Below are 24,491 nucleotides of genomic sequence, written 5' to 3' on the forward strand. Positions count from 1 at the left end.
TCCCGCCGGGCACGGGGAACCTGTGCACCGTGATCGTCTCGCTGACCATGGGCCTGCTGGCCGGCTTCATCGTCCTCGCCCCGATCGGCATGGCGCTGCTCCTCGTGCGCGGCGTCGCGCACCCCGAGGACGACGCCCGGGTCCCTGCGGCCACGCAGCCGGAGACCGTCCCGGCCAGGAGCAGCTAGGGCGAGGGGCCGCCTCCCCGGGCTACTCCACCAGACGGCCGCGCACCTGCGCCGGCTGCTGCCAGCCCACGGAGTTGGCGAAGCCGTCGAGGATCACCACGACCTCGCGCAGCCCGGTGTCGAGCACCACCTCGTCGGGCTCGAGCCCGACCACCTGCCCGCGGACGAGCACCACGCCGTCGCCCTCCTCCTCGTACGCCGCGTCCGGCGGCCCGGGCTCGACGTCGCCGAGTGCGGAGATCCGGACGACGCTGGTGCGCGGCTTGCCGTAGCGGCGGGACAGGAAGACCATCAGCACCAGGAACACGTCGATCACCAGCGTGCCGATCAGCAGCACGGGGCTGCCGACCTCGCCGTCGATCGCGTAGGCGCCCGGCCGGTCCTCGAGCACGCGCACGGTCACCTGGCCGTCGGCGATCGCCGCGTCGTACGTCTCCCGGTCGACGCGCGGGCAGAGGCCGTTCTGCTCCCCCCAACCGGCCGCCGGCGGCACGCGCAGCGGGAGCAGCAGCCGGTCGCCCTCGGCGACGCAGGAGGTCTCCTCCTGGACCACGGTCGCGGTGACATCGGTGCCCGACTGCTCGACCCGCCACCCGAGGTACCACGAGTGGAGCAGGGGCAGGTTGACCATGAGCGCGAGGACCGCCAGGAGCAGCCAGGTCTTGCGCTGCCGGTCGAGGACTGCCATGGCGGTCAGTATGGCGGGCGGCCCTGAGCGCCCCGAATCCGCTCGACCGCGAGGGCTCCCGACCGGGAGGATGCCTCCCCAGGAGGGAACCCGATGTCCGACCCGACCGCGCACGAGGTCGCCGAGCACCTGCAGCACCCGGAGCGCGCACGCGCGCGCCTCGGCAGCCGTGCGCTCGCGCCCTTCCGCTCGCCGGGCTACCGGCGGCTGGCCGTCGCGCTGGTCTTCAGCACCTTCGCGAACGGCGTGTGGCTGGTCGGGCTGGTGTGGGAGGTCATCCGCACCGGCGGGGGTCCGACCCAGCTCTCCGTGGTCACCACGGCCAGCGCCGTCGGCGTGCTGCTGCCCGCGCTGCTGGCCGGCGTCGTCGCCGACCGGGTGCCGCAGCGCACGATCCTGATCGGGGTCTCCACGCTCGAGGCCGTCGGGATGGGGGCGGCCGCGGCCCTCTCCCTCATCGGCGCGACCGAGGTCTGGCAGCTGGCCGTGATCGCCTTCCTGCTCGGGATGGGGATGGCGTTCTACTGGCCTGCCTACACCGCGCTGGTGCCGGCACTCGTCCCCGAGTCGGACCTCCAGGCGATCAACGGCTTCGAGGGCATGGTCCGGCCGACGATCGGGCAGGCGCTCGGCCCGGGGGTCGCCGGCCTCGTGGTCGGGGCGGCCTCGCCCGGATCGGCGCTGCTGGTCGCCTCGGTCAGCTCGGTCGCGGGACTCGCGGCGCTGCTCGTCGTCCCGCGCACGCCACTGCGCCGCGAGATCACCGACCAGCCCGGCGCGCACCCCGTCCGCACCGCGCTCGCCGACGTGCGCGAGGGCCTGGTCTACATGCGGCACACGCCGTGGCTGCTGGCGACGCTGCTGTTCGCCTCGCTGATGCTGCTGGTCGTGATGGGCCCGCTGGAGGTGCTGGTCCCGTTCCTGGTCAAGGACCGCCTCGGCGGGGGTCCGGCCGACCACGCACTGGTGCTGATGGCGTTCGGCGTCGGAGGCGCGGTGGGGTCGATCGTGATGGGCGCGGTGCCCATGCCCCGGCGCTACCTCACCGTGATGAACGTGATGTTCGGCGCCGCCAGCCTGCCGATGATCACGATGGGCCTGGCCACCGCCGTCTGGCAGGTCGTCGTCTCGGCCCTGGTGTCGGGCGCGCTCTTCTCCGCCTCGTTGGTCATCTGGGGCACGCTGCTCCAGCGCCGGGTGCCGGCGCACCTGCTGGGCCGGGTGTCGTCCCTGGACTTCTTCGTGTCCCTGTCGCTGATGCCGGTGTCGATGGCGCTGGCCGCGCCGGTCAGCAACCTGGTGGGCCTCACCGAGACGTTCGTCATCGCGGGCGTGCTGCCGATCGGCGTGGCCGTGGTCGCGACGTTCTGGGCACGGCTCCCGGAGGACGAGATCGCCCACCCGCTGGACTGACCGACGCGGAAACGCCTTGAGGCAGGCGCGTCGTACGGCGATGCTGCCGCCATGGCCGTCCACATCAACAACGTCACCTTCGACTGCGCCGACGCCCGCGCCCTCGCGGAGTTCTGGCAGGTGGTCACCGGGTGGGAGCTCTTCTACGACGACGACCCCGAGGTGCTGCTGGGTCCGAGCTACCCCTACGACGGCACCGGCTTCCTCTTCATCCCGGTCCCCGAGGGGAAGACCGCGAAGAACCGGGTGCACCTCGACCTCGCGCCCGACGACACCACCCGCGACGACCTCGTCGACCGTGCTCTCGCGGCGGGGGCGAGCGTGCTCGGCGACTTCCGCGCCGACGACGGGTCGGGCTTCGTGGCGATGCAGGACCCCGAGGGCAACGAGTTCTGCATCGAGCGGGGTCGGCACGAGGTCGGACCGCGCCGACCGCGCGCGATCCGGCTCACGATGTAGCTGCTGAGGGTGTATGCGGGCGAAGGACACCGTCGACGCCATCAACAACCAGGAGGCGTTCGGAGCCTGACCCGCTGAAGCCGAGGCCCCGGGGGCAGACCCCCCGGGGGTCTCGTCCTGTCCGGAGGGGGTGGGGTGGCCGGCGGCGACGCTAGGTTGCCCGCATGTGCGACACGCTGGTCAGCCTCACCGGGGACGGCGTGCTGCTGGCCAAGAACAGCGACCGCGACCCCAACGAGGCGCAGGTGCTGCGGTGGTACCCGGCCGCCACCCACGACGAGGCGCGGGTGCGGTGCACGTGGAGCGAGGTCGACCAGGTGCCGCGCACCCACGCCGTCCTGCTCAGCCAGCCGTGGTGGATGTGGGGCGCCGAGATGGGCGCCAACGAGCACGGCGTGGCAATCGGCAACGAGGCGGTGTTCACCCGGGGAGCCGGCAAGGAGCGCGGCGCGAGCCCGTTGCTCGGCATGGACCTGCTGCGCCTCGCGCTCGAGCGCGCGCGCACCGCGGACGAGGCGGTCGGCGTGATCGTCGAGCTGCTCGAGCGGCACGGCCAGGGCGGCTCGTGCAGCCACGAGCACCCCGGCTTCACCTACGACAACTCCTTCCTCGTCGCCGACCCTGACGGCGCAGTCGTGCTCGAGACCGCGGGCCGCCGGTGGGCCACCGAGCGGGTGACCGGCCGCGGGCGCTCGATCAGCAACGGGCTGACCATCCCCGCCTTCGCGAAGGCGCACGCCGACCCGGTGCGCGGACGCGTGGCGCAGTGCGCCGCGCGGCGTACCCGCACCGAGGCCGCGGCCGAGCGGGCCGACGACGTCGCGGCACTGCTGGCCGCGCTGCGCGACCACGGCGGTCCGGCGCCCCGGTGGTCGCCGGTGAACGGCGCGCTGTCGGCACCCTGCGCCCACGCCGCCGGCTTCGTGACGACGACGCAGTCCACCGCCGCGTGGGTCGCCGACCTGCGGGGCGCGCCGCGGCACTGGGTCACCGGCACCTCAGCGCCGTGCACGTCGCTCGCCAAGCCGGTGCGGGTCGAGGAACCCGTGGACGTCGACCCGGCGTCGATGCCGACCAACACCTACGACCCCGCGTACCGCTGGTGGCGCCACGAGCGCCTGCACCGGCTCGCGCTGCGCGACCACGCGGCGGCGCTGGGCCGGTTCGGCCCCGAACGCGACCGGGTCGAGCAGGAGTGGCTGGCCGAGCCGCCGGACCCGGCCGCGGCGTTCGCCGAGGCCGACCGGCTCGAGGAGGGCTGGCTCGAGGACCTGGCGGCCGCACGGCTGCGCGACACCCGACCGGGGTGGCTGCGACGGAAGTGGCGCGCGACCGACCGCGCGGCCGGGATGCCGGAGGAGGACCGATGACCGTGGTCGTGGTGGGTGCGGGGCTCTCGGGCCTCGCGGCGGCACGCCGGCTGGTGGCCGGCGGGCACGAGGTCGTGGTGCTCGAGGCACGCGACCGCGTCGGCGGGCGCACCGAGGGCGGGCGCCTCACGGACGGCACACCCGTGGAGCTCGGTGGCCAGTGGATCGGGCCGACCCAGGACCGCATGTACGAGCTCGTCGCCGAGCTGGGCCTGGAGTGGTTCCGCACCCACAACGACGACGGCTTGCTGCTCGTCGACCTGCGCGGCCGCCAGTCACGGATGGCCCCGCACAAGGGCGCCGTCCCGCGGCTGGGGCCGTTCGCGCTCGCCGACCTCGGGCAGGGGCTGCTGCGCTTCAGCCGGCTCGCCGCCCGCACCGACCTCGAGCGGCCCTGGGAGTCGCCGGACGCCGAGGTGCTCGACGGGCAGACGTTCGCGTCATGGATCCACCGCAACCTGCGCACGCCGTCGGGGCGGGCGTACTTCAGGATCGCCTGCGAGGCGGTCTTCGCCGCCGACGCCAGTGACGTCTCGCTGCTGCACGCGCTGTTCTACAGCCACTCCGGCACCGACCTCGAGACGCTGCTCTCGGTCGACCGCGGCGCACAGCAGGACCGCATCGTCGGCGGGTCGGTCCGGATCGCCGAGACCATGGCCGCCGCGCTCGGTGACCGGGTGCGGCTCGGGCAGCCGGTGCGCCGGATCAGCAACGACGACTCCGGCGTGCGCCTGGAGACCCGCGGCGGGGAGGTCGTCACCGGCAGCCACGTGGTGGTCACGCTGCCCCCCACGCTCGCCGGGCGGCTGGAGTACGCCCCCGCCCTGCCGTCGTGGCGCGACCAGCTCACCCAGCGGCTGCCCGCCGGCTCGGTGGTCAAGTGCTACGCGGCGTACGACGAGCCGTTCTGGCGCGCCACCGGCCTCAACGGCCAGGCCGCCTCCGACCGCGGCCCGGTCAAGGTCACCTTCGACAACTCACCGCCCTCGGGTCGCCCCGGCGTGCTGATGGGCTTCGTCGAGGCCGGCGACGCGCGCCACTTCGCCCGCCTCTCCCCGGACGACCGGCGACGGGCCGTGCTGGAGTGCTTCGCCCGCTACTTCGGCCCCCGCGCGCTCGCACCGGTGGAGTACCTCGAGCGTGACTGGATGGCCGAGGAGTTCACCCGCGGCTGCTACGGCGCCCACTTCACGCCGGGCGTGTGGACGTCGTACGGCCACGCCCTGCGCGAGCCCGTGGGCAGGATCCACTGGGCCGGCGCGGAGACGGCGGCAGTGTGGAACGGCTACATGGAGGGCGCCGTGCGCAGCGGCGAGGCCGTCGCGGACCGGATCGGCGCCGAGGTGGCCGGCTGATCCCGCCGCCGGGTCACGACGCGTCGGGTGGCGGCCCCTCCGCCCAGCGGTCGGCCCAGGCGCCCAGCGGCCGCAGCGCGGCCTCGAGCTCGGCACCGAGCTCGCTCAGCCGGTAGCGCCGGTCGTCGCGCTCCACGAGCCCCGCCTCCACCAGCTCGCGCAGCCGGTCGTACAGCACGCTCGGCGAGACGTCGTCGCAGCGACTGCGCAGCTCGCGGGCCCCGACCGGGCCGTCGCGCAGCTCCCACACCACCCGCAGCGCCCAGCGCCGGCCGAGGAGGTCGAAGGCCGCCAGCAGGGGTCGCCCGCTCGCGGAGCCACGCACCGCCCGCCCCGGACGCGGGGTCGACGGTTGCTGTTTCGGATTTCGTAACGTACGCTCCTCAGCCATGATTACGGAAAGCATAACAAGGATCGCGCCGCTCGAGCCGCCGTACGACGAGGACGTCGCCGACCTGCTCGCCCGGATGATGCCGACCGGGGTCCCGCCGATCGGTCTCTTCCGCGTCCTCGCCCGCAACCTGCCGATGACCCGGGCCCTGCACGACTGGGGCAGCTACGAGCTCGGCCGCGAGCTGAGCATCCCCCTGCGCGACCGCGAGATCGTGATCGACCGGGTCGCCGCGCTCTGCGACTGCGAGTACGAGTGGGGGGTGCACGTGGCCTGGTTCGCCGAGCGCGCCGGGCTCGACGACGAGCAGGTCCGCTCGCTCACCGTCGGCTCGGCCGGCGACCCGTGCTGGACACACGAGCGGGAGCGGGTGCTGATCCGGGTCGTCGACGCCCTGCACGACGTCGGGGACGTCACCGACGAGCTCGGCGAGGCGCTGGCCGCCCACTACGCCCCGGAGCAGGTGCTCGACCTGGTCCTGCTCGCGGGCTGGTACCACGCGATCTGCTACGCCGCGAACGTCGCGCGACTGCCTCGGGAGCCGGGGTTCCCCCGGTTCGCCGACCGCCGCTGACCGTCCTGACGGACGGCCTCACGGCTCCGCACGGTCACCGGCCCAGGTCGCGCAGGCCAGCACGAGGGCCGCGAGCACCGGGTCGGTGCTCCCGGCCCGCCAGGCGACCACGAGGGTGCTCGGCGCGAGACCGTCGACAGGGACGGCGCGGATCCCGGGACGGGCGAACCGGGCGACCACGCTGGCAGGCAGGAAGGTCACCGCGCGGCCGAGCTCGACCAGCCGCAGCGCCTCCGCCAGTCCGTCGACGTCGATGCCGTGGTCCGGCGCCGGCTCCTCCGGGGCCGCCCCGCGGTAGAAGTGGTCGAGGTCCGCGGGGAGGTGCGGCCAGCGGGCGACGACCTCGCCGACCAGGTCGGCCGACGTCAAGGCGGCCCGCTCGGCCAGCGGATGTCCGGCAGCCAGCACGGCGTACCGCGGCTCGGCGAGGAGCAGGTCGTGCTCGAGACCCTCCAGCGCGACGGGCCCGGCGACGAGGCAGGCGTCCGCCTCGCCGGTGCGGACGGCCTCCGGCAGCAGGTGGGTCTCCCGCAGGAGCAGGTCGACCGCGTGGCCGGAGGACTCCATCGCCGGCAGCACCTCGGCCAGTGCTCCGGCGTCTCCGTCCGGCTTCACGGCGACGACCAGGCGGCCCGGCGCCCGGTGCGCCCGGCGGGTGAGCTCGACGGCGGCGCGCGCCTGGTCGAGCACCCGGGTGGCCTCCCGCTGCAGCACCTCCCCGGCGGGGGTCAGCACGAGTCCCCGGGTGCTGCGGACCAGCAGCGGCACCCCGAGCCGTTGCTCGAGACGGGCGACGGTCCGGGACACCGTGGGCTGCGTCGTCCCCAGCTCCCGCGCCGCTGCGCTGAAGCTGCCGGCGCCGGCCGCGAGGACGAAGGCCCGCAGGTCCACCAGCGTGGGCTCGTCCATGCGCGCAACGTATACCCCCATGCCCGTCGGTCATCTTCCGGCGTGCTCGCAGCCGGACCACCATCGGACGCGATCACCGAAGGAGAAGAAGATGACCAGCATCGGCTACGTCGTGGGCAGCCTGTCCCGCGCCTCGATCAACCGCCGGCTCGCGGCCTGCCTCGCCGACCGCGCACCCGCCGGGCTCGACGTCCGTGAGATCCCGATCGTGGAGCTCCCCCTGTACAACTACGACCTCGACGACTGCTTCCCGGCCGCCGCCGTCGCCTTCAAGCGGCAGGTCGAGGGCGTCGACGCCCTCCTGTTCGTCACCCCGGAGTACAACCGCTCGATCCCCGGCGTGCTCAAGAACGCGCTCGACTGGGGATCGCGCCCCTGGGGCGACAACTCCTTCGCCGGCCTGCCGGTCGGCATCGCCGGCACGGGGCTCAACAGCGCCGGCACGGCGGTCGCCCAGTCCCACCTGCGCAGCATCCTGGGCTACCTCGGCGCGAGCCTGCTGGGCGTCCCCGAGCTGTGCCTGCCGTGGCACGAGGGGGTCCTCGACGCGGAGGTGACCCACCACCAGGTGACGCGCTACTGGGAGGCGCTCACGACCCGGCTGCGGAGTGGCCGTGGACCAGACCACCAGGGCACGTCTGAACCTGCTGCCCTCGCCAGGCCTCTCCTCCTCCAAGGAAACTAGAGGACGACGGCGCTCGGGGTCGGGGTCACCGTGAGGGGTCGGGATGCGCAGGGGCGACCGGAGCAGGTACGAGGAGGTCTTCCGCTCGTACTACGCCTCCGTCCTGCGCACGGCGTACGTCGTCCTCCACGACCACGGCCGCGCGGAGGAGGTCACGCAAGATGCCTTCCTGCGGCTCTACGAGCGCTGGTCGCAGGCGAGCTCCTACGACCACCCGGCCGCCTGGGTGCGCACGGTGGCGGTCCGCGACGCCATCCGGCGGGCGGAGCGGGAGCGCCGCCAGGTGGTGAGCCTGCAGCTGGTCGACCACGGGGCGACCGACCGCCTGCCGGACCTCGACCTGTTCGAGGCGGTCGCCGCACTGCCACCACGCCAGCGGGCGGCCGTCGCCCTCTACTACCTCGAGGACCGGCCCGTGGACGAGATCGCCCGGCTCATGGACGTCTCGCCCTCGACGGTCAAGCAGCACCTGTTCCAGGCGCGCGAGCGCCTGGGCACGAGCCTGGCGGAAGGAGCGGAGGGAGGTGACCCCGATGCCGAGTGAGGACGACCTGAGGACGGCGCTCGCGCACGGCGTCGCGTCCCTCTACCCCGACGTCGACGCCGAGCTCGACCGCGTGCTGTCGACGGCGACGAGGCGCGAGCGCCTCCGCCGCACGTCGTACGCCGTGGCCGTGGCCGCGGCCGTGGCCCTGGTGCTGATGCTCGCCGGCCACGACTGGCGCCCGGCGGCCGCGCCGGAGCCGGCAAGGGAGACCCCGGTGTGGGACCTGCCGTCCGGGGTCGGGCGGTACGCGTCGCCCGTCGACCTGCTGCCCGGCCGCTGGAACGTGGACTTCCTGCCCGACCGCTGGCCGCACCGGGCGGAGGCGGACATCGACGTCCCCGTCGGGTGGGGCCAGGACGACCGCTTCTCCCTCGCCACGGGGCCTGGCGGCGAACGGGCGACCCGCCGCATCGACTTCATCGCCGGCAAGGAGCTCGCCCTGGCCTGGTGCCCGGGCCAGGAGCTCGGTGCGGAGCGGACGCCGCTCGACATCGCCCGCGCGATCAGCTCGGTGGCCGCCATGTCCGCGGACGCTCCGGAACCGGTCACCGTGGACGGCCACGACGGCTGGTTCGTCGAGCTCGGCGACACGCCTGCGAGGGAGACACCTGACTGCCGCCGGCCCGACACCTACCTCTACGCCGTGCCCGGGCTGGTGTGCCAGGCCCCCGGCTTCACGACCCTGATGTGGGTCTTCGACATCGACGGCCGTGAGCTGGCCGTCTTCGCCAGCTACGGCCCCCGGGCCACCGACCAGCAGGTCGAGGAGATGGTCCGCATGGTCGAGACCGCGAGCTACACCACCTGACGAGGGCGATCGAGAACCCCGTCTTCACCACCCCACCACTCGGGCCCGCCGCCGGACCCGATGAAAGGAGCGCGCCATGACGCGTCCACACCTGAGAAGCAAGACCGTCGCCCTGAGCGCCCTGGCCCTGGTCGCGGCACCCCTGGCGGTGGCCTCCACGCCGACGTCCGCGGCCGCCGACGGGCCGCGGGCATCCACCATCGCGGTCGCCTGGCAGCGGATCGCGATCCGCACCATCTTCACCGAGACGGTCCCGACCCCGGGACCCCCGGTGGGGGCGCTCTACCTGTCGTTCACCTCGCTCGCGGTGCACCACGCCGCCAAGCAGGGGCAGCGGCAGGGACGTGTCACCGCCTCCGCGGCCGTCGCGACCGCGGCCCACGACGTGCTGTGGGAGTACTTCCCCGCTTCTCGGGCCCACCTCGACGCCGACCTGGCCACGACGCTGGAAGGGATTCCCGACGGGGCCAAGGAGGACGCCGGCATCGCCATCGGTGCCGCCGCCGCTGACGACATGATCGCCTCGCGCGTCGGTGACGGCAGGGGCAACGCCTCGATCGTCTACTCCCAGGAGCCCGGCCCTGGCGTCTGGCAGCCCCCGGTCGGTGGCGGGATGGCCCTCGCCTGGTTCGGCTTCCTCAAGCCGGTGATCGACGTCCCGACCGTGACGCTGGACGGGCCCGACCCGCTGGGCAGCGCGGCGTACGCCCGGGACTACAACGAGGTGAAGCGGGTCGGCCGCGACGTCGCCGACCTGGCGGACCGCTCCGCTGAGCAGACCGCCATTGCGCGGTTCTTCGCCGGTACTCCGGTCGACAATGCGGTCGGGTTCTACCGCGACGCCCTGTGCCGGTACCTCGACGCCCATCCGCTCGGCCTGCTGCCCACCACGAGGCTGTTCGCCCGGATCGACGCCGCCGTCACGACGGCGTTCATCCAGACCTGGCGGCTGAAGTACGACGTCGGCTTCTGGCGCCCGTTCCAGGCGATCTCGGGGCAGTACGACGACAACAACCCGGCGACCGAGCCACAGCCGGGCTGGGCCCCGCTGATCCCCAACCCGGCGTACTCCGACTACACCAGCGGGCACGCGGCGGCCACCGCGCCGTTCGCCGAGGTGCTGCGCCAGAAGCTGGGCGACGACACACCGCTCGTGCTGCACATGAACGGTCAGGAGCGGTCTTACGCCACCCTCAGCGCGCTGGAGCACGACGCGCTGAACGCCCGCATCTGGGGTGGTCTGCACTTCCGTGACGCCATGGACGACGGCTACTACCTCGGGCACACCGTGGCCGACGAGGTGATCGCCGCGCTGCGCTGAGCTGCCGCTCGGCACCCGACGAGGGGAAGGCGACGGCCCCGGGTGGCGGCCCGGGGCCTTCGTCATGCCCCGGCCGTCCGGCCGTGCCCTCCGGGGGGTGCGAGCACGTGGGGCCTACGCGTCGGTCGGGAGCCGTCGTTGGTACTCACCGAGCCGTGCGACGGGACGGAAGCCCAGGGCGTCGTTGACCGCCACCATGTGGTCGTTGCCCTCGGCGTTGTAGGTGATGACGTGCCTCACGTCCGGGAGCCGCCTCTGGATGTGGCGGAGGTTGGCCACCTTGAGCGCGAGGCCGAGCCGATGTCCCCGGTCGGACGGGCGCACCAGGGTCCCCCACTGGTAGCAGCGGTCGGGCTCGTGGCGCGTGGCGACAGCCTCGGTGAAGGCAACGACGTCGCCTGCGGGGTCCAGCGCGACGACGTTGAACTTGAGGCGGCCCTGTCGAGCCAGGACCTCCTCGGCTTCCCGGACGTCTGCGACGGAGATGCGCTCCTCCTCGACGCTGAGCTCTCCCGCAGGCGCTTCGGCGATGAGCGTGGCGGTCAGCCGGGCCCAGCTCTCGACGAGGTCCTCGGGCACGGGCCCGGCGAAGGACCGGATCTCGTAGTCGCCCTGGCGCTGTGCCGCTCGGGCGGCAAGGTCGTCGAGGGCCTCGGCGTCGAGCGGGAGGTCCACGATCCGCTTGATGTCGGCCAGCGCCAGGCGGTAGCCGTTCTTGCGGGCGAACGCCGGTCCGGCCTGACCGATGCCCGTCGCGTTGTCGGCGGCATGGATCCACGAGGTCTGTGCGACGCACACGGCACGCCCGGCGTCGCGTGCCGCGCGCTCGAGGAACCTGAGCACGGCCGTTCCGAAGCCGTTGCGTGCGTGCTCCGGGTGCGTGTGGACGGCGATGTCTGCGCGACCGAGGTTGTCCGTCAGCGACACGTCGAGCATGCCGGCGCTGACGGGTCGCGCTCCCACGACGGCGAGGTACGCCGACGTGCGCCGCCTGGTCGTCTCCTCGGCGAGGAGGACCCTCAGCTCGTCGGCCTGGAGCGGTGAGCCGACGAGGGGTGGCGCAGCCATCTCGGCCGCCCGGTAGACGCCGAACCAGCGGTCGAAGTCATCGCGGGAGGTCGGGTCGACACGTTGGATGTCCATGCGCGTGGGTCCTTGCAGTTCGGTCGCCGCAGGGCAGCGGCGACGCACGTGTTCCGTTGCGGATGATCGGCAGCCCCGGTCTCTGCCGGTGACCGGTCGACCGCCCCGCCACGGTGGTCGGCGCCGTGGGGCGGGTGAGGCACGGCGTGGACCGGGGGTCCTACCAGCCCGGCCGGACCGGCGGATAGCCACCGTCCGCGGCATTCGTGACCGCCCGCTCGAGCGCGGTGCGGGTGGTCGACATGCGGCGAGGGCCGACGAGCTCGGCCCACTCGCGCTCGATCCTGTCCTGGATCTCGACCGAGGCCTGGACGGCCTGCCGGCCCTTCTCCGTGAGCAGGAGCGGCTTGCGTCGGGCGTCCTCGCCGCTGGCGTCGTCGATGGCCAGGTACCCCTCGTCGATCAACATCTGGACGAGCTTGGCAGCGCCCTGCTTCGTCATCCCGAGGAGCGGGGCCATCTCGGACACCGTGTTGCGGCCGTTGAGGACGGCGTTGAGCGCGTAGCCGTGGGCTGGTCGCAACACGCCGTGGCCCCGGTCGCTCAGCTCGGTGTGCAGCTCCTCCAGAGCCACCGTGACGGCCATCGAGAGGAGGCGGACGAGCGGCACGTCGGACACTCCTTCACGATATCCAGCGAGAGGTGGAAAGACAACCGAGATGACTATATGCGCAGAGGACCGTCGCTCCCCTGGGGCACCGGGGTCGCGTGGGGTGCCCTCGACCTGACGGCGATGAGCGTCGTCGCAGCCATGGCCACCAGCACCAGTAGCCCGGCCACGACCAGGAAGCCGGTCCCGGTGTCCGGGTGGTGCACCCCGACGGCGCCGTCGGTGCTGAGGCTCACCAGGACGGCCACGCCCACCGCCCCACCGAGCTGCTGCATGGTGGACGTGAGCCCGGAGACCACCCCCGCTTCATGCGGGGCAGCGCCCCTGAGGCACGTCATGGCGACCGGGACGAACACGAGGCCGAAGCCGACGCCTTCCAGTGCGATGGCCGGCAACATGAGCTCGGCGTAGCCCTGGCCGGCGTCGACGGTCGACAGGGTGCCCGCCGCGGCGGCGGCCACCGTGGCGCCGATCCCGATGAGCTTCCAGGGACCGGTGCGCGCCAGGAGTCGCGCCGCGAGCTGGGAGGCGATGACCATCCCGGCGCTGAAGGGGACGAAGCCGAGTCCTGCCCGGAGGGGCTCGAAGCCGAGGTCGTGCTGCATGAACTGGGTGGCGAAGAACAGGGTGGACAGCATGCCGGCACCCAGGAGGAACATCGCTCCCCACGCGACCTGCTTGTCGCGGATCCGCAGCTGCGCCTTCGGCAGGAGCGGTGTCACGCGCCGCGCCTCGAGGAGGACGAAGGCGGTGGTGAGGCCGGTGGCCGCTGCGATCCATCCGAGACTGCTGGCGTCCACCCATCCGACCGCCGGAGTGCGGGACACCCCGTACACGAGGGTCGCCACCGCGGCGGTGACGAGGACCGCGGAGGTGACCGAGAGGCTTCCGCGCCGTCTCGACGGCTCCGGCAGTGCGGCGGGAGCTGCGGCGAGGAGCGCCAGGGCGAAGGGAACAGCCAGGAGGAAGACCCAGCGCCAGGAGGCCCACTCGGTGAGCATGCCGCCGACGACGAGGCCGGCTGCCGCGCCGACGCCCGACATGGCGGCATAGACCCCCATCGCCCTGGCGCGCTTCGCCGGGTCGGGGAAGGCGGCGGGGATGAGGGCGAGCGCGGCAGGCGACGCGACCGCCGCGCCGACGCCCTGGACGATGCGGGCGAGGAGCAGCACCTCCTCGGAGGTTGCCAGGCCGGCAGCCAGGCTGGCGGCCGCGAAGACCGCGATGCCGCTCCTCAGCATCCGACGGCGCCCGTACACGTCGCCGAGACGACCGCCGAGGAGCAGCAGCCCTCCGAACGTCAGTGCGTACCCCGTGATCGTCCACTCGACCTGCTCGAGGGTCAGGCCGAGGTCCGACTGGATGGTGGGGAGGGCGATGTTGACGATGGTGACGTCGAGGACCATCAGGAGCTGGACGGTGGTGATGACGAGGAGCGCGAGGCCCGGCCTGCTGGTGCCGGCCACGGCCGGTGGCGGCTGCGCTGCCGGGTGGACCTCGGTTCGAGCCGTGGACGACATGTCGCACCTCGTCCCGGTCAGTTGGCCCAGGGGACGGGCACGGGGTCGGCATCACCGGCACGAGCGGTGCTCCCGGGTCGGGCAGCGGTCAGCGTGGTGACCCCCGAGGGACCCGCCGTCAGCTGTCGCGCCGCTCCGTGCGGGAGGAGGACGCAGTCACCCGCGCCGGCCTCGACGGCCGTGCCGTCGACCACCGCCTTCAGGAGGCCGTCGACGACCACGACGACGTGGTCGGTGTCGATGACGTGGACGGGCCCGGACGTGTCCGGCTGCATCTCGGTGCGCCACACGCTGACGTCGACGGTGCTGCCGGCAGACGGGCTGGCGTACGTGCGCATCGAGGCGGCCGGCGTCTCGATCGTGCGGGCTCCGCGGAGCGTGACGAGGTGGTTCATGACAGACCCTTCCGATTTAGACAACTGAGTTGTCTTACTGTGACAGATCGACCACTGAGTTGTCTAACTCTGGACTAGCCTGTCTCCAGGCAGGCCGAGGTCCACACGACCCGGAAGACGTCGCGATCGCCTGCGTGCCCGTGACCAGAAGGTGCCGAGCGTGGAGACGGCGCCCCGTGGCTCCCGGGGGTCGCTGGGATCACGGGACCGGTGCCGCTGGCCGGCCGCGTCCGCGCGCCCCTGCCGGACGCACGAAGGCCCCGGTGGAACCACCGGGGCCTTCGTCACACGTGCGCGAGGGGGGAGTTGAACCCCCACGTCCTTTCGGACACACGGACCTGAACCGTGCGCGTCTGCCTATTCCGCCACTCGCGCGTGAAGCGGGCCAAGGCTAACGCAGGCGCGAGACCATCCCCAAACCGGGCCGCACGGGCGGGAACGGGGTGCGGTCCGGTGCTGGTGGGGTACGCCGGGGTCACCGATACCATCGGTGCGACGACGCAGCCGGCGCCGTGCTGTGCCCTGCCCGGGGCCGGTCGGCTCGGCACGACGGGGTACGACGGGGCACGACCGGCAGAGCACGAGGCAGACGAGAGGAGGCCCGGACATGGGCGGGCTCCAGCGGTTCGAGCAGCGGCTCGAGCAGATGGTCTCCGGTGCCTTCGCCCGCGCCTTCCGCAGCGCCGTGCAGCCCGTCGAGATCGCGGCCGGCCTCCAGCGCGAGTGCGACAACAACGCACAGATCATGTCGCGCGACCGGCGGATCGTCCCCAACACCTTCCACGTCGAGCTCGCCCAGAGCGACCTCGACCGCCTCGCGCCGTACGACACCGCGCTGGCCGAGGAGATGGTGCGGCAGGTACAGGAGCACGCCGACCAGCAGGGCTACGTCTTCCCGGGCCCGCTCAGCGTCGGCTTCGAGTCGGCCGAGGACCTCACCACGGGCCGGTTCCGCATCCGCAGCGCCGCCCACGCCCGGGTCACCAGCCAGGCCACGCACACCCAGGTCACCCGTGCCCGCGCGCTGATCGAGGTCAACGGCACCCGCCACCCCATCAACGGACCCGGCCTGGTCGTGGGGCGGGGCACCGACGCCGACGTGCGCATCAACGACCCCGGCGTGAGCCGGCGTCACGTCGAGTTCACCGTGCAGGGTGGCGCCGACGGCGGGGTCGAGGTGAGCGCCCGCGACCTCGGCTCGACCAACGGGATGCTCGTCGACGGCCACCGGATCACCCACACCCGGCTGCGCAACGGCTCCGAGGTGAAGATCGGCAACACCACCCTCACCGTCCGCGTGGTCGAGGAGGCTGCCGGTGTCTGAGCTCACGCTGTTCCTGATCCGGCTGGCCTACCTCGCGATCCTCTGGATCTTCGTGCTGTCGGCGATCTCGGTGATCCGCTCCGACATGTTCGGCGCCCGCGTGCCCGAGGGCGCCCGCGGCCAACGCGCCGCCACGCCGTCGCGCTCGAGCCGCAGCAAGAGCAAGCCGCCGGCCAAGCGCCGCGGCAGCCCCACCCACGTGCTGGTCACCGAGGGTGCGAACGCCGGCGAGCGCGCCGAGCTCGACCGCGCGCCGATCCTGATCGGCCGCGGCTCGGACGCCGCGATCCGGCTCGATGACGACTACGTGTCCACGCGCCACGCCCGCATCGCCGCCAGCGGCGACGACTGGTTCGTGGAGGACCTCGGCTCCACCAACGGCACCTACATCGGCAGCGCCCGCATCACCCAGCCGACCACCATCACGCTCGGGACCCAGGTCCGCATCGGCAAGACCATCCTCGAGCTGAGGAAGTAAGTGGCCGCCGACCCGATGCACCTCGACTACGCCGCGATCTCCGACGTCGGCCGGTTCCGCAAGGACAACCAGGACTCCGGGTACGTCGGCCCGTGGCTGCTCGCCGTCTGCGACGGGGTCGGCGGCGCCGCCCGCGGCGACATCGCCTCGAGCACCGCGATCCACCAGCTGCGCAAGCTCGACGAGCGCCCCACCGACGACCTGCTCGGCCAGGTCGCCGGCGCGCTGCACCGCGCGCACGACCGGATCGGTGAGCTCGTCGACGAGGACCCCTCGATCGACGGCACCAGCACCACCGCCACCGTCGCGCTCTTCGACGGACGCCGCGTCGGCATCGGCCACGTCGGCGACAGCCGGGGCTACCTCTACCGCGACGGCGAGATCACCCGGCTCACCACCGACCACACCTTCGTGCAGTCGCTCATCGACGAGGGCCGGATCAGCGAGGCCGACTCGCGGGTGCACCCCCACCGCAACCTGATCCTCAAGGCCCTCGACGGCAAGCACGACGCCGACCCCGACCTCTTCTACATCGACCTCGTGCCCGGCGACCGGCTGCTGCTGTGCAGCGACGGCGTCAACGCCGGGCTCGACGACGGCCGGATCGCCGACATCATCTCCTCGGGCAGCCCCGACTACGCCGCCGTCGAGCTGGTCCGCTCCGCGCTCGAGGCCGGCAGCACCGACAACGTCACCTGCGTGGTGGCCGACGTGCTCGAGGGCGAGACCGCGCCCGAGCCGGCAGCGCCGGTGCTGGTGGGCGCCGCGGCCGACCTCAAGCGCCGCCGCGGTGGCGCGATGGGCGGGCTCTTCCGCGGGCACCGCTCCGGCGACACCGGCGAGCTCGAGCCGATCACCGCCGAGATCCCCGACGACGTGCCGTTCGCGATCTCCAGCGACCCGATCGACCCCGAGGAGGCGCGCTACGCGCCGCGGCCGCCGCGGCGGTTCACCTGGCTGAGCCGGCTCTTCGGCCTGCTGCTGATCATCGGCGTGCTCTGGGCCGGCCTCGCCGTGGTGTGGTCGTGGAGCCAGCAGCAGTACTACGTCGGCGAGGAGGACGGCGCCGTCGTGATCTTCCGCGGCGTCAACGCCTCGCTCCCGGGCCTGGAGCTGTCCTCGCCCTACGAGACCAGCGACGTCTCGATCGACCGGCTGCCCGACTTCGACGCCGAGCGCGTCCAGGAGGGCATCGCCGCCGGCTCGCTCGACGAGGCGCGCGAGACCGTCGCGAACCTCGCCCAGCGCCAGGACCCCGCCACCGCCGAGCCGTCCACCGGGTCCACGAGCCAGCCCTCGCCCGCCGGGTCCACCGCCACCGCCGGGACGGGGACCTGACGTGGCCCAGCAGTCGACCCTGATGGGCTTCGTGCACCGGCGCCGCCGGGGCGCGGAGCTGTTCCTGCTCGTCCTGGCGCTCGCCGTCGGGATCGGCGCCTACGCCGCCGTCGGCCTCGGTGTCCAGGGTGAGGTGCCGCCCGACATCGTCGGGTACGGCGGGTGGCTGGCCGCCCTGGTCATCACCGCCCACATCGTCGTCCGCATCACCGCGCCCTACGCCGACCCGGTGCTGCTGCCCGTCGTGGCCGCGCTCAACGGTCTCGGCCTCGCGGTGATCCACCGGCTCGACCTCGCCTACGAGGCGGCCGACCGGACCCACGGCTTCGCACAGCGGCAGCTGGTGTGGATGACCATCGGGGTCGTGCTCTTCCTGGCCACGCTGATCTTCCTGCGCGACCACCGGGTGCTCCAGCGCTTCACCTACACCACCGGCCTCGCGGCGATCCTGCTCCTGCTGCTGCCGATGGTCCCCGGCCTCGGCGCCACCATCAACGGCGCCCGGATCTGGATCCGGTTCGCCGGCTTCAGCTTCCAGCCCGGCGAGATCGCCAAGGTGCTGCTGGTGATCGCGTTCGCCGGCTACCTCGTGCTCCACCGCGACGCGCTGGCGCTGGCCGGCCGGCGCGTGCTCTTCATCGACTTCCCGCGCGGCCGCGACCTCGGGCCGATCCTCGCGATGTGGCTGATCAGCCTCGGCATCCTGGTCTTCCAGGGCGACCTCGGCTCCAGCCTGCTGTTCTTCGGGCTCTTCCTGGTCATGCTCTACGTCGCGACCGAGAGACCGGGCTGGCTCGTGGTCGGGGGGCTGCTCTTCGTCGCCGGCGCGACCGCGGCGTACTTCCTCGTGGACAACGTCACCAACCGCTTCAACTTCTGGCTGCACCCGATGGACTACTACGACAGGTCCCCGGGCAGCTTCCAGATCGTCGAGGGCATGTTCGGCATGGCCTGGGGCGGCCTGATCGGCCGCGGCTTCGGGGCCGGCAGCCCCGAGCGGGTGCCCTTCGCGGAGTCCGACTTCATCATCTCCTCGATCGGCGAGGAGCTCGGCCTGACCGCCGTGATCGCGGTGGTGCTGATGTACGGCATCCTCGTCGAGCGCGCCCTGCGCACCGCCCTGGTCTGCCGCGACGGCTTCGGCAAGCTGGTCGCCACCGGTCTGGCCACCGTGCTCGCGCTGCAGGTCTTCGTGGTCGTCGGTGGCGTCACCCGGCTGATCCCGCTGACCGGCCTCACCACACCGTTCCTCTCCTACGGCGGGTCCTCGCTCGTCGCCAACTGGGTGATCATCGCGTTGCTGCTCCGCATCTCCGACCAGGCCCGCCGCCCGGCGCCCGTCCTCACCGAGGACGACCCCGCCGAGGCCGACGTGGAGACGACGCAGGTGGTGAAGGTCCAGCGATGAACAAGCCGATCCGCACCATCTCGATCTTCGTCCTGCTGCTGTTCCTGGCGCTGATGATCAACGCGACCTGGCTGCAGTACTGGAAGGCCGGCGCCCTCGACGACGACCCGCGCAACCGGCGCGTGCTCGAGGCGGCGTTCTCCGGCGAGCGCGGCGCGATCCTGGTCGGCCGCGACCCCGTCGCCGAGAGCCGCGAGTCCGACGACCGCTACGAGTACCAGCGCGTCTACCCCGAGCCCTTCCGCTACGCCGCACTCACCGGATGGTTCTCCTACTACAGCCAGACCGGCATCGAGCTCTCGCAGAACCCCGTGCTCTCCGGTGAGGACTCCACGCTCTTCGTGACCCGACTCGCCGACCTGTTCAGCAACGGGCAGCCGCGCGGCGGCAGCGTGCAGCTCACGGTCGACCCGGCCGCGCAGCAGGCGGCGTACGACGGGCTGCGCGGGTTGGGCCCGGGTGCCGAGGCCGCCGTGGTGGCGCTCGAGCCGACCACCGGCAAGGTGCTGGCGATGGCGACCACGCCGACCTACGACCCCAACGAGCTGGCCTCCCACGACTTCGCGCAGGTCGAGAAGCGGGCCAAGGAGCTCGAGAACGACGAGTCGCAGCCGTTGCTCAACCGCAGCATCCAGATGCGCCTCGCGCCCGGCTCGACGTTCAAGGTGGTCACCGCCGCGGCCGGCATCGAGACCGGCCTCTACCCCGACGCCGACTCGCTCGTGCCCGGCGGCCCGACCTACCAGCTGCCGCTCACCTCCGGCCCGACCGGCCAGATCGACAACGAGGGCCGTGACTGCGGCTCGGGCAAGATCCCGTTCAAGCAGGCGATGGCCAACTCCTGCAACACCACGTTCGCCGCGATGGCGGTCGAGGTCGGGGCGCAGAAGATGCTCGAGCAGGCCGAAGCGTTCGGCTTCAACGCCCACTACCTCGACGACCTCGGTCCGCAGGCGGAGTCCTACTTCCCGCCCGACATGAACGAGCCGCAGACCGGCCAGGCCGGCATCGGGCAGTTCGAGGTGCAGAGCACCCCGCTCCAGATGGCGATGGTCGTGGCCGGCATCGCCAACGGCGGCGTGGTGATGCGCCCCTACACCGTCGACGAGATCCGCTCGCCCGACCTCGACGTGCTCGAGCGCACCGACCCCGAGGAGTTCTCGCGGGCGGTGTCCGCGGAGACCGCCGACACCCTGACCGAGCTGCTGGTCTACACGGTCACCAACGGCACCGCGTCGCCCGCCGCGATCCCGGGCGTGCCCGTGGCCGGCAAGACCGGCACCGCGCAGAGCGGCATCGCCGACGTGCCGCCGTACGCCTGGTTCGTCTCGTTCGCGCCCGCCGACGACCCGCAGGTCGCCGTGGCGGTCATGATCCAGAAGGCACCCGGCGTCGAGCGCGGCGAGATCGCGGGCGGCCTGCTCGGCGGACCGATCGCGAAGAGCGTGATGGAGGCGGTGATCAAGTGAGCGAGACCCTGGGCGGAGGCCCGGTCGAGCCGCGCTTCGTCGACGACGCGCGGCGCTACCGCATGGAGTCGCGGATCGCGACCGGCGGCATGGGCGAGGTCTGGCGCGGCACCGACACCACGCTCGGGCGACCGGTGGCGATCAAGGTGCTCAAGGCCGAGTACGCCGACGACGCGACCTTCCGCGCGCGCTTCGAGACCGAGGCCCGCCACGCCGCGGCCCTGCACCACCCGGGCGTGGCCGGGGTCTTCGACTTCGGCGAGGGCCGGGCGAGCGACGGCTCGGGGGCCCTGAGGCCCTACCTGGTCATGGAGCTCGTCGACGGCCAGCCGCTGTCGGCACTGCTGCGCCCGGGCGAGCCGCTCGACCCCGCCGCCACCGCGGCGCTGATGGCCCAGGCCGCCGACGCGATCGGGGCGGCGCACGCGGCGGGCATCGTGCACCGCGACGTGAAGCCGGCCAACCTCCTGGTGACCCCCGACCGCACCATCAAGATCACCGACTTCGGCATCGCGCGTGCCGCCGAGGGGATGGCGCTGACCCAGACCGGCCAGGTGATGGGGACGCCGCAGTACCTCTCCCCCGAGCAGGCCCAGGGCGGCACCGCGACCCCGGCCTCCGACGTCTACTCGCTCGGCGTGGTCGCCTTCGAGTGCCTCGCCGGCCACCGCCCGTTCGTGGCCGAGACCGCGGTGGCCACCGCGCTCGCCCACCTGCGCGAGCCGGTGCCCGAGCTGCCGCCCCACGTGCCCGCCGACCTCGCGGCCGTCGTCCGGCGGGCGATGTCGAAGTCGCCCGAGGACCGGTTCCCGGACGGCACCGCCTTCGCGGCCGCCCTGCGCGACCCGTCCTCGGTGGCCACCCTCGCCGCGGCCGGCGGCACCGTCGTCGGGGCGGTGGTCGCCGACGCGGCGACCACGCAGGTGCTCGACGGCGTCGCGGCCACGCCCCCCACCGGACCGGTCGGAGGCGGTCCCGACGACGAGCCGCGACGGCGCTGGTGGCTGTGGGCGCTGCTCGGGGTGGTCGTCGTCGTGCTCCTCGTCGCCGGCATCGCCTGGGCGCTCTCCAGCGGTGGCGACCAGCCCGGTGACCAGACGCCGAGCAGCAGCACGACCACCAGCAAGAGCAAGGACCGGTCCTCGGAGCCGACGTCGTCGGCGACGCAGGAGCAGATCGTGATCAACGCGGGCGACTACGTCGGCCGCGACATCAAGGACGTCTCCGCCGAGCTCAAGTCGCTCGGGCTCAAGGTCAAGCCGGTCCGGCTGGACAACCCCGGCGACCAGCCCGAGGGCATCGTCGACAGCCTGACCCCGACCGGCGCGCTCGACCCGGGCACCCAGGTCTCGGTGAGCTACTGGGGCAAGCCGCCGCCGCCGACCACGTCGTCGCCCCCGACCACCCCCACCACGTCGTCCACGCCGACCGACACCACGCCCACCGGGGCGACGACGGCGCCGGCGGACCAGACGACGTCCAGCACGACCAGCCCCCGCGGGGTGCCGACCACGTCGTCGTCGCCGGGTGCCACCGCGGTCGAGGGGAGAGAGCAGTGACCGGCCAGCTGATCGGTGGACGCTACGAGCTCGGCGAGCTGCTCGGCCGCGGTGGCATGGCCGAGGTCCGCAAGGGCACCGACACCCGCCTCGGGCGGGTGGTCGCGGTCAAACGGCTGCGCACCGACCTCGCCAGCGACGCGACGTTCCAGGCCCGGTTCCGTCGCGAGGCGCAGTCGTCGGCCTCGCTCAACCACCCCGCGATCGTCGCCGTCTACGACACCGGCGAGGAGACCGCGACCGACGGCACCGGTGTGGCCCAGCCCTACATCGTCATGGAGTACGTCGCCGGCCGCACGCTGCGCGACATCATCCGCGAGGGCCGCAAGATCCTGCCCGAGCGCGCCCTCGAGATCACCTCGGGCGTGCTGTCGGCGCTCGACTACAGCCACCGTGCCGGGATCATCCACCGCGACATCAAGCCCGGCAACGTGATGCTCACCCCGAGCGGCGACGTCAAGGTGATGGACTTCGGCATCGCCCGCGCGATGAGCGACGCGTCGTCCACGATGACCCAGACCGCGGCCGTGGTCGGCACCGCCCAGTACCTCTCGCCCGAGCAGGCCCGCGGGGAGAACGTCGACTCGCGCTCCGACGTCTACTCCGCCGGGTGCCTGCTCTACGAGCTGCTCACCGGCCGGCCGCCGTTCGTCGGCGACTCGCCGGTCGCCGTCGCCTACCAGCACGTGCGCGAGCCCGCGGCCCCGCCGTCGGACCACGACACCGACCTCTCGCCCGAGATCGACGCGATCGTGATGAAGGCGCTGGCCAAGCGGGTCGAGGACCGCTACCAGTCCGCCGCCGCGATGCGCAACGACATCGAGCGCTACCTCGCCGGCCGGCCGGTGCACGCGGTCGTGCCCCCGGCCCCGCCGGTGCTGCCGACCACCCAGCCGACCCAGGTCGTGACGCCGGTGGCGGACGACTACGGGCCCGACGACGACGACCACCGCAGCCACCGGGCGCTGTGGATCCTGCTCATCCTGCTGGTGCTCGGCCTGATCGCCGGCGCGGCGTACCTGCTGCCCCGGATGTTCGAGTCGCCCCCGGACGACGTGCGGGTGCCGAACCTGATCGGGCTGACCGAGAAGCAGGCGCGCACGGAGATCGGCAACGCCGGGCTCGCGGTCGGCGACGTCGAGTACCGCGACAACGAGGAGGTGCCGCGCAACGAGGTCTTCGAGCAGGACCCCAACCGCGACACCTACGCCGCCCCCGGCTCGACCGTGGACCTCGTGGTCTCCAGCGGCAAGCCGCTGACCGAGGTGCCGTTCGTGGTCAACCTGCAGAAGAAGGCCGCCGGCCAGCAGCTGCAGGCGGCGAAGCTGCAACCACGCTTCGAGGAACGCGAGTCCGACGAGAAGGCGGGCCAGGTGCTCGAGACCGACCCCGCGGGTGGCCAGCAGGTGCCGGAGGGCTCGGTCGTCACGGTCTTCTACTCCGACGGGCCCGAGCAGGTGCCCGACGTGGTCGGCCTGCAGCAGAAGGACGCCGAGCGGCTGATCAAGGAGGCCGGCTTCACCCCGGCGGTCGTGGAGAACACCAACACCACCGAGCCCAAGGGCACGGTGCTGAGCCAGACCCCGGCGGCCGGGCAGGACGCCGACCAGGGCGACACCGTGACGATCGTGGTCTCCGCCTACGAGGAGCCGAGCTCACCCACCGACGGCAGCTCGCCGACCGACCAGACGTCCGGGCCGCCGACCCCGACCACGAGCCGCGGACCAGCGGCGGGGAGGCTCAGCGGAGGGGCTGGGCGTAGGAGAGGTCGAGCAGGCCGGCGTACGCCGGTGCGGTGACCTCGGCCTCCTCCTGCTCGGCCCACCCGATGCCGATCGCGGGGTCGGCCGCCTGCTGGCGGTAGATGTCGAGGTACTCGCTGGCGTCGATCGCCGCCTGCAGCCGCGCGGGGTCGCCCACGGCCTGGATCACGTAGGGCTGGCCGTAGGGCACGCCCTGCAGCTGCACGGCGTTCCCCTCGCACTTGATGCCGGTGGTGGTGATGATCCGCTGGCCCTGGACGGTGACCGCGCTCGCCCCGCCGTTCCACAGTGCGTTCACCACGGCCTGGATGTCCTGCTGGTGCACCACGAGCAGGTTGAGGTTCTCCGTCGAGGCGTTGATCTTGTCCTCGGGGGCGTCGGAGAGGGTGATGGTGAGGCCCGGGCCGGTGCGCGGGGTGAGGCCGGCGGGGTCCTCGAGGCGCTCGGCCTGGCGGCGGTAGTGCCGGATCTCGCGGTTCTCGACCCGGCTGCTGAGCTGGCTGACGTCGTCCTCGAGCTGGTGCACGCGGGTCTCGAGCACGGCGTACTGGTCCGCCTCGGTCTCCACGAGGGAGGCCAGGTCGGTGTAGCGGCCCGGACGCAGGTCGGTGCCCTCGCTGTTGGCGGCGCTGACCGCCATCAGACCGCCCGCGAGGACGACCACGATCGGCGTCGCCACGCGCCACGCGGTGAGTCGCCGACGCGGACGCGCGTCGTCCTCCGCGTGCCCGACGTGGGCGCCGTGCTCCATGACGACTACGCTAGCCCCCGCGATC

Annotated in this window: 25 protein-coding genes and 1 tRNA gene; 17 read left to right on the plus strand and 9 right to left on the minus strand. The window is 73.0% G+C overall.

What is annotated here, in order from left to right; translation table 11 throughout:
• Window positions 1-29: 29 nt before the first annotated feature.
• Entirely contained in the window at window positions 30-188 is a 159-nt protein-coding gene (locus ACFPGP_RS06070) for a hypothetical protein (RefSeq protein ID WP_378588286.1), read from the plus strand.
• 22 nt (window positions 189-210) lie between these two features.
• On the opposite strand, the gene ACFPGP_RS06075 is transcribed toward ACFPGP_RS06070, so the two are convergent.
• Entirely contained in the window at window positions 211-876 is a 666-nt protein-coding gene (locus ACFPGP_RS06075; RefSeq protein ID WP_378588289.1) for a hypothetical protein, read from the minus strand.
• 93 nt (window positions 877-969) lie between these two features.
• Between ACFPGP_RS06075 and ACFPGP_RS06080 the strand changes: the two genes are divergently transcribed.
• The 4 genes from ACFPGP_RS06080 (at window position 970) to ACFPGP_RS06095 (ending at window position 5,473) form a co-directional block, all read left to right on the plus strand.
• Window positions 970-2,289, plus strand: a complete 1,320-nt coding sequence (locus ACFPGP_RS06080; RefSeq protein ID WP_378588292.1) for an MFS transporter — start codon at window positions 970-972, stop codon at window positions 2,287-2,289.
• Window positions 2,290-2,340: 51 nt separating this feature from the next.
• Window positions 2,341-2,748: a VOC family protein gene (locus tag ACFPGP_RS06085; RefSeq protein WP_378588295.1), complete on the plus strand. Its 408-nt coding sequence runs from the start codon at window positions 2,341-2,343 to the stop codon at window positions 2,746-2,748.
• Window positions 2,749-2,912: 164 nt separating this feature from the next.
• The gene (locus ACFPGP_RS06090; RefSeq protein WP_378588298.1) at window positions 2,913-4,118 is read left to right on the plus strand and encodes a carcinine hydrolase/isopenicillin-N N-acyltransferase family protein; all 1,206 of its coding nucleotides are present in this window, start codon (window positions 2,913-2,915) and stop codon (window positions 4,116-4,118) included.
• On the plus strand, window positions 4,115-5,473 hold the full coding sequence (locus ACFPGP_RS06095; RefSeq protein ID WP_378588301.1) for a flavin monoamine oxidase family protein: 1,359 nt from the start codon (window positions 4,115-4,117) through the stop codon (window positions 5,471-5,473). Before ACFPGP_RS06090 ends, ACFPGP_RS06095 begins: the two co-directional genes overlap by 4 nt.
• Window positions 5,474-5,486: 13 nt before the next feature.
• Here the strand turns inward: ACFPGP_RS06095 and ACFPGP_RS06100 are convergent, their stop codons facing one another.
• Window positions 5,487-5,798 (minus strand): winged helix-turn-helix transcriptional regulator, encoded by a 312-nt coding sequence (locus tag ACFPGP_RS06100; protein WP_378588304.1) that lies wholly within the window; start codon window positions 5,796-5,798, stop codon window positions 5,487-5,489.
• A gap of 64 nt (window positions 5,799-5,862) precedes the next feature.
• Here ACFPGP_RS06100 and ACFPGP_RS06105 point away from each other — a divergent pair, with 64 nt between their 5' ends.
• A complete protein-coding gene (locus ACFPGP_RS06105; protein WP_378588306.1) occupies window positions 5,863-6,438 on the plus strand; it encodes a carboxymuconolactone decarboxylase family protein in 576 nt (191 codons plus the stop codon).
• 18 nt (window positions 6,439-6,456) lie between these two features.
• On the opposite strand, the gene ACFPGP_RS06110 is transcribed toward ACFPGP_RS06105, so the two are convergent.
• On the minus strand, window positions 6,457-7,347 hold the full coding sequence (locus tag ACFPGP_RS06110) for a LysR family transcriptional regulator (protein ID WP_378588309.1): 891 nt from the start codon (window positions 7,345-7,347) through the stop codon (window positions 6,457-6,459).
• Window positions 7,348-7,438: 91 nt separating this feature from the next.
• Here ACFPGP_RS06110 and ACFPGP_RS06115 point away from each other — a divergent pair, with 91 nt between their 5' ends.
• The 4 genes from ACFPGP_RS06115 to ACFPGP_RS06130 all read left to right on the plus strand — a co-directional run bounded on the left by ACFPGP_RS06115 (window position 7,439) and on the right by ACFPGP_RS06130 (window position 10,708).
• A complete protein-coding gene (locus ACFPGP_RS06115) occupies window positions 7,439-8,032 on the plus strand; it encodes an NADPH-dependent FMN reductase (RefSeq protein WP_378588311.1) in 594 nt (197 codons plus the stop codon).
• Window positions 8,033-8,075: 43 nt separating this feature from the next.
• Window positions 8,076-8,576, plus strand: a complete 501-nt coding sequence (locus tag ACFPGP_RS06120; RefSeq protein ID WP_378588314.1) for an RNA polymerase sigma factor — start codon at window positions 8,076-8,078, stop codon at window positions 8,574-8,576.
• Window positions 8,566-9,387 carry a hypothetical protein gene (locus ACFPGP_RS06125; protein ID WP_378588316.1) on the plus strand — a complete coding sequence of 274 codons (822 nt, stop codon included), beginning with the start codon at window positions 8,566-8,568 and terminating at the stop codon, window positions 9,385-9,387. Before ACFPGP_RS06120 ends, ACFPGP_RS06125 begins: the two co-directional genes overlap by 11 nt.
• Window positions 9,388-9,463: 76 nt before the next feature.
• On the plus strand, window positions 9,464-10,708 hold the full coding sequence (locus ACFPGP_RS06130; RefSeq protein ID WP_378588319.1) for a vanadium-dependent haloperoxidase: 1,245 nt from the start codon (window positions 9,464-9,466) through the stop codon (window positions 10,706-10,708).
• Window positions 10,709-10,822: 114 nt separating this feature from the next.
• Here the strand turns inward: ACFPGP_RS06130 and ACFPGP_RS06135 are convergent, their stop codons facing one another.
• The 5 genes from ACFPGP_RS06135 to ACFPGP_RS06155 form a co-directional block, all read right to left on the minus strand.
• A complete protein-coding gene (locus ACFPGP_RS06135) occupies window positions 10,823-11,851 on the minus strand; it encodes a PE-PGRS family protein (RefSeq protein WP_378588321.1) in 1,029 nt (342 codons plus the stop codon).
• A 160-nt stretch (window positions 11,852-12,011) separates the two neighbouring features.
• A complete protein-coding gene (locus ACFPGP_RS06140) occupies window positions 12,012-12,470 on the minus strand; it encodes a MarR family winged helix-turn-helix transcriptional regulator (protein WP_378588324.1) in 459 nt (152 codons plus the stop codon).
• 44 nt (window positions 12,471-12,514) lie between these two features.
• Entirely contained in the window at window positions 12,515-13,981 is a 1,467-nt protein-coding gene (locus tag ACFPGP_RS06145; protein ID WP_378588327.1) for an MFS transporter, read from the minus strand.
• A 17-nt stretch (window positions 13,982-13,998) separates the two neighbouring features.
• Window positions 13,999-14,376 carry a hypothetical protein gene (locus ACFPGP_RS06150; protein ID WP_378588329.1) on the minus strand — a complete coding sequence of 126 codons (378 nt, stop codon included), beginning with the start codon at window positions 14,374-14,376 and terminating at the stop codon, window positions 13,999-14,001.
• Between the two features lie 291 nt (window positions 14,377-14,667).
• Window positions 14,668-14,751, minus strand: a tRNA-Leu gene (locus tag ACFPGP_RS06155).
• 232 nt (window positions 14,752-14,983) lie between these two features.
• Here ACFPGP_RS06155 and ACFPGP_RS06160 point away from each other — a divergent pair.
• Genes ACFPGP_RS06160 through pknB form a run of 7 tightly spaced genes read left to right on the plus strand, consistent with a single transcriptional unit; the run spans window position 14,984 to window position 23,751 of the window.
• A complete protein-coding gene (locus tag ACFPGP_RS06160; protein ID WP_378588332.1) occupies window positions 14,984-15,700 on the plus strand; it encodes an FhaA domain-containing protein in 717 nt (238 codons plus the stop codon).
• Window positions 15,693-16,178 (plus strand): FHA domain-containing protein FhaB/FipA, encoded by a 486-nt coding sequence (locus ACFPGP_RS06165; protein ID WP_378588335.1) that lies wholly within the window; start codon window positions 15,693-15,695, stop codon window positions 16,176-16,178. Before ACFPGP_RS06160 ends, ACFPGP_RS06165 begins: the two co-directional genes overlap by 8 nt.
• A complete protein-coding gene (locus tag ACFPGP_RS06170; RefSeq protein ID WP_378588338.1) occupies window positions 16,179-17,516 on the plus strand; it encodes a PP2C family protein-serine/threonine phosphatase in 1,338 nt (445 codons plus the stop codon).
• Window positions 17,517-17,538: 22 nt separating this feature from the next.
• A complete protein-coding gene (locus ACFPGP_RS06175; protein ID WP_378588973.1) occupies window positions 17,539-18,924 on the plus strand; it encodes an FtsW/RodA/SpoVE family cell cycle protein in 1,386 nt (461 codons plus the stop codon).
• The gene (locus ACFPGP_RS06180) at window positions 18,921-20,393 is read left to right on the plus strand and encodes a peptidoglycan D,D-transpeptidase FtsI family protein (protein ID WP_378588341.1); all 1,473 of its coding nucleotides are present in this window, start codon (window positions 18,921-18,923) and stop codon (window positions 20,391-20,393) included. The genes ACFPGP_RS06175 and ACFPGP_RS06180 overlap by 4 nt, the downstream gene beginning before the upstream one ends.
• Window positions 20,390-21,952 carry a serine/threonine protein kinase gene (locus ACFPGP_RS06185; RefSeq protein WP_378588344.1) on the plus strand — a complete coding sequence of 521 codons (1,563 nt, stop codon included), beginning with the start codon at window positions 20,390-20,392 and terminating at the stop codon, window positions 21,950-21,952. Before ACFPGP_RS06180 ends, ACFPGP_RS06185 begins: the two co-directional genes overlap by 4 nt.
• Window positions 21,949-23,751 (plus strand): Stk1 family PASTA domain-containing Ser/Thr kinase, encoded by a 1,803-nt coding sequence (gene pknB, locus ACFPGP_RS06190; RefSeq protein WP_465263251.1) that lies wholly within the window; start codon window positions 21,949-21,951, stop codon window positions 23,749-23,751. The genes ACFPGP_RS06185 and pknB overlap by 4 nt, the downstream gene beginning before the upstream one ends.
• Here pknB and ACFPGP_RS06195 read toward each other — a convergent pair.
• The gene (locus ACFPGP_RS06195) at window positions 23,693-24,466 is read right to left on the minus strand and encodes a DUF881 domain-containing protein (protein WP_378588347.1); all 774 of its coding nucleotides are present in this window, start codon (window positions 24,464-24,466) and stop codon (window positions 23,693-23,695) included. The genes pknB and ACFPGP_RS06195 overlap by 59 nt on opposite strands.
• Window positions 24,467-24,491 lie beyond the last annotated feature (25 nt).

Source organism: Nocardioides taihuensis (genome assembly GCF_042657275.1).
Taxonomy (GTDB): Bacteria; Actinomycetota; Actinomycetes; order Propionibacteriales; family Nocardioidaceae; genus Nocardioides; species Nocardioides taihuensis.

Excerpts from the sequence above, each read along its gene's own strand:
- ACFPGP_RS06075 (WP_378588289.1), bottom strand. The coding sequence starts at position 876 with ATGGCAGTCCTCGACCGGCAGCGCAAGACCTGGCTGCTCCTGGCGGTC.
- ACFPGP_RS06080 (WP_378588292.1), top strand. The coding sequence starts at position 970 with ATGTCCGACCCGACCGCGCACGAGGTCGCCGAGCACCTGCAGCACCCG.
- ACFPGP_RS06085 (WP_378588295.1), top strand. The coding sequence starts at position 2,341 with ATGGCCGTCCACATCAACAACGTCACCTTCGACTGCGCCGACGCCCGC.
- ACFPGP_RS06090 (WP_378588298.1), top strand. The coding sequence starts at position 2,913 with ATGTGCGACACGCTGGTCAGCCTCACCGGGGACGGCGTGCTGCTGGCC.
- ACFPGP_RS06095 (WP_378588301.1), top strand. The coding sequence starts at position 4,115 with ATGACCGTGGTCGTGGTGGGTGCGGGGCTCTCGGGCCTCGCGGCGGCA.
- ACFPGP_RS06105 (WP_378588306.1), top strand. The coding sequence starts at position 5,863 with ATGATTACGGAAAGCATAACAAGGATCGCGCCGCTCGAGCCGCCGTAC.
- ACFPGP_RS06110 (WP_378588309.1), bottom strand. The coding sequence starts at position 7,347 with ATGGACGAGCCCACGCTGGTGGACCTGCGGGCCTTCGTCCTCGCGGCC.
- ACFPGP_RS06115 (WP_378588311.1), top strand. The coding sequence starts at position 7,439 with ATGACCAGCATCGGCTACGTCGTGGGCAGCCTGTCCCGCGCCTCGATC.
- ACFPGP_RS06120 (WP_378588314.1), top strand. The coding sequence starts at position 8,076 with ATGCGCAGGGGCGACCGGAGCAGGTACGAGGAGGTCTTCCGCTCGTAC.
- ACFPGP_RS06125 (WP_378588316.1), top strand. The coding sequence starts at position 8,566 with ATGCCGAGTGAGGACGACCTGAGGACGGCGCTCGCGCACGGCGTCGCG.
- ACFPGP_RS06130 (WP_378588319.1), top strand. The coding sequence starts at position 9,464 with ATGACGCGTCCACACCTGAGAAGCAAGACCGTCGCCCTGAGCGCCCTG.
- ACFPGP_RS06135 (WP_378588321.1), bottom strand. The coding sequence starts at position 11,851 with ATGGACATCCAACGTGTCGACCCGACCTCCCGCGATGACTTCGACCGC.
- ACFPGP_RS06145 (WP_378588327.1), bottom strand. The coding sequence starts at position 13,981 with ATGTCGTCCACGGCTCGAACCGAGGTCCACCCGGCAGCGCAGCCGCCA.
- ACFPGP_RS06150 (WP_378588329.1), bottom strand. The coding sequence starts at position 14,376 with ATGAACCACCTCGTCACGCTCCGCGGAGCCCGCACGATCGAGACGCCG.
- ACFPGP_RS06160 (WP_378588332.1), top strand. The coding sequence starts at position 14,984 with ATGGGCGGGCTCCAGCGGTTCGAGCAGCGGCTCGAGCAGATGGTCTCC.
- ACFPGP_RS06175 (WP_378588973.1), top strand. The coding sequence starts at position 17,539 with ATGGGCTTCGTGCACCGGCGCCGCCGGGGCGCGGAGCTGTTCCTGCTC.
- ACFPGP_RS06180 (WP_378588341.1), top strand. The coding sequence starts at position 18,921 with ATGAACAAGCCGATCCGCACCATCTCGATCTTCGTCCTGCTGCTGTTC.
- ACFPGP_RS06195 (WP_378588347.1), bottom strand. The coding sequence starts at position 24,466 with ATGGAGCACGGCGCCCACGTCGGGCACGCGGAGGACGACGCGCGTCCG.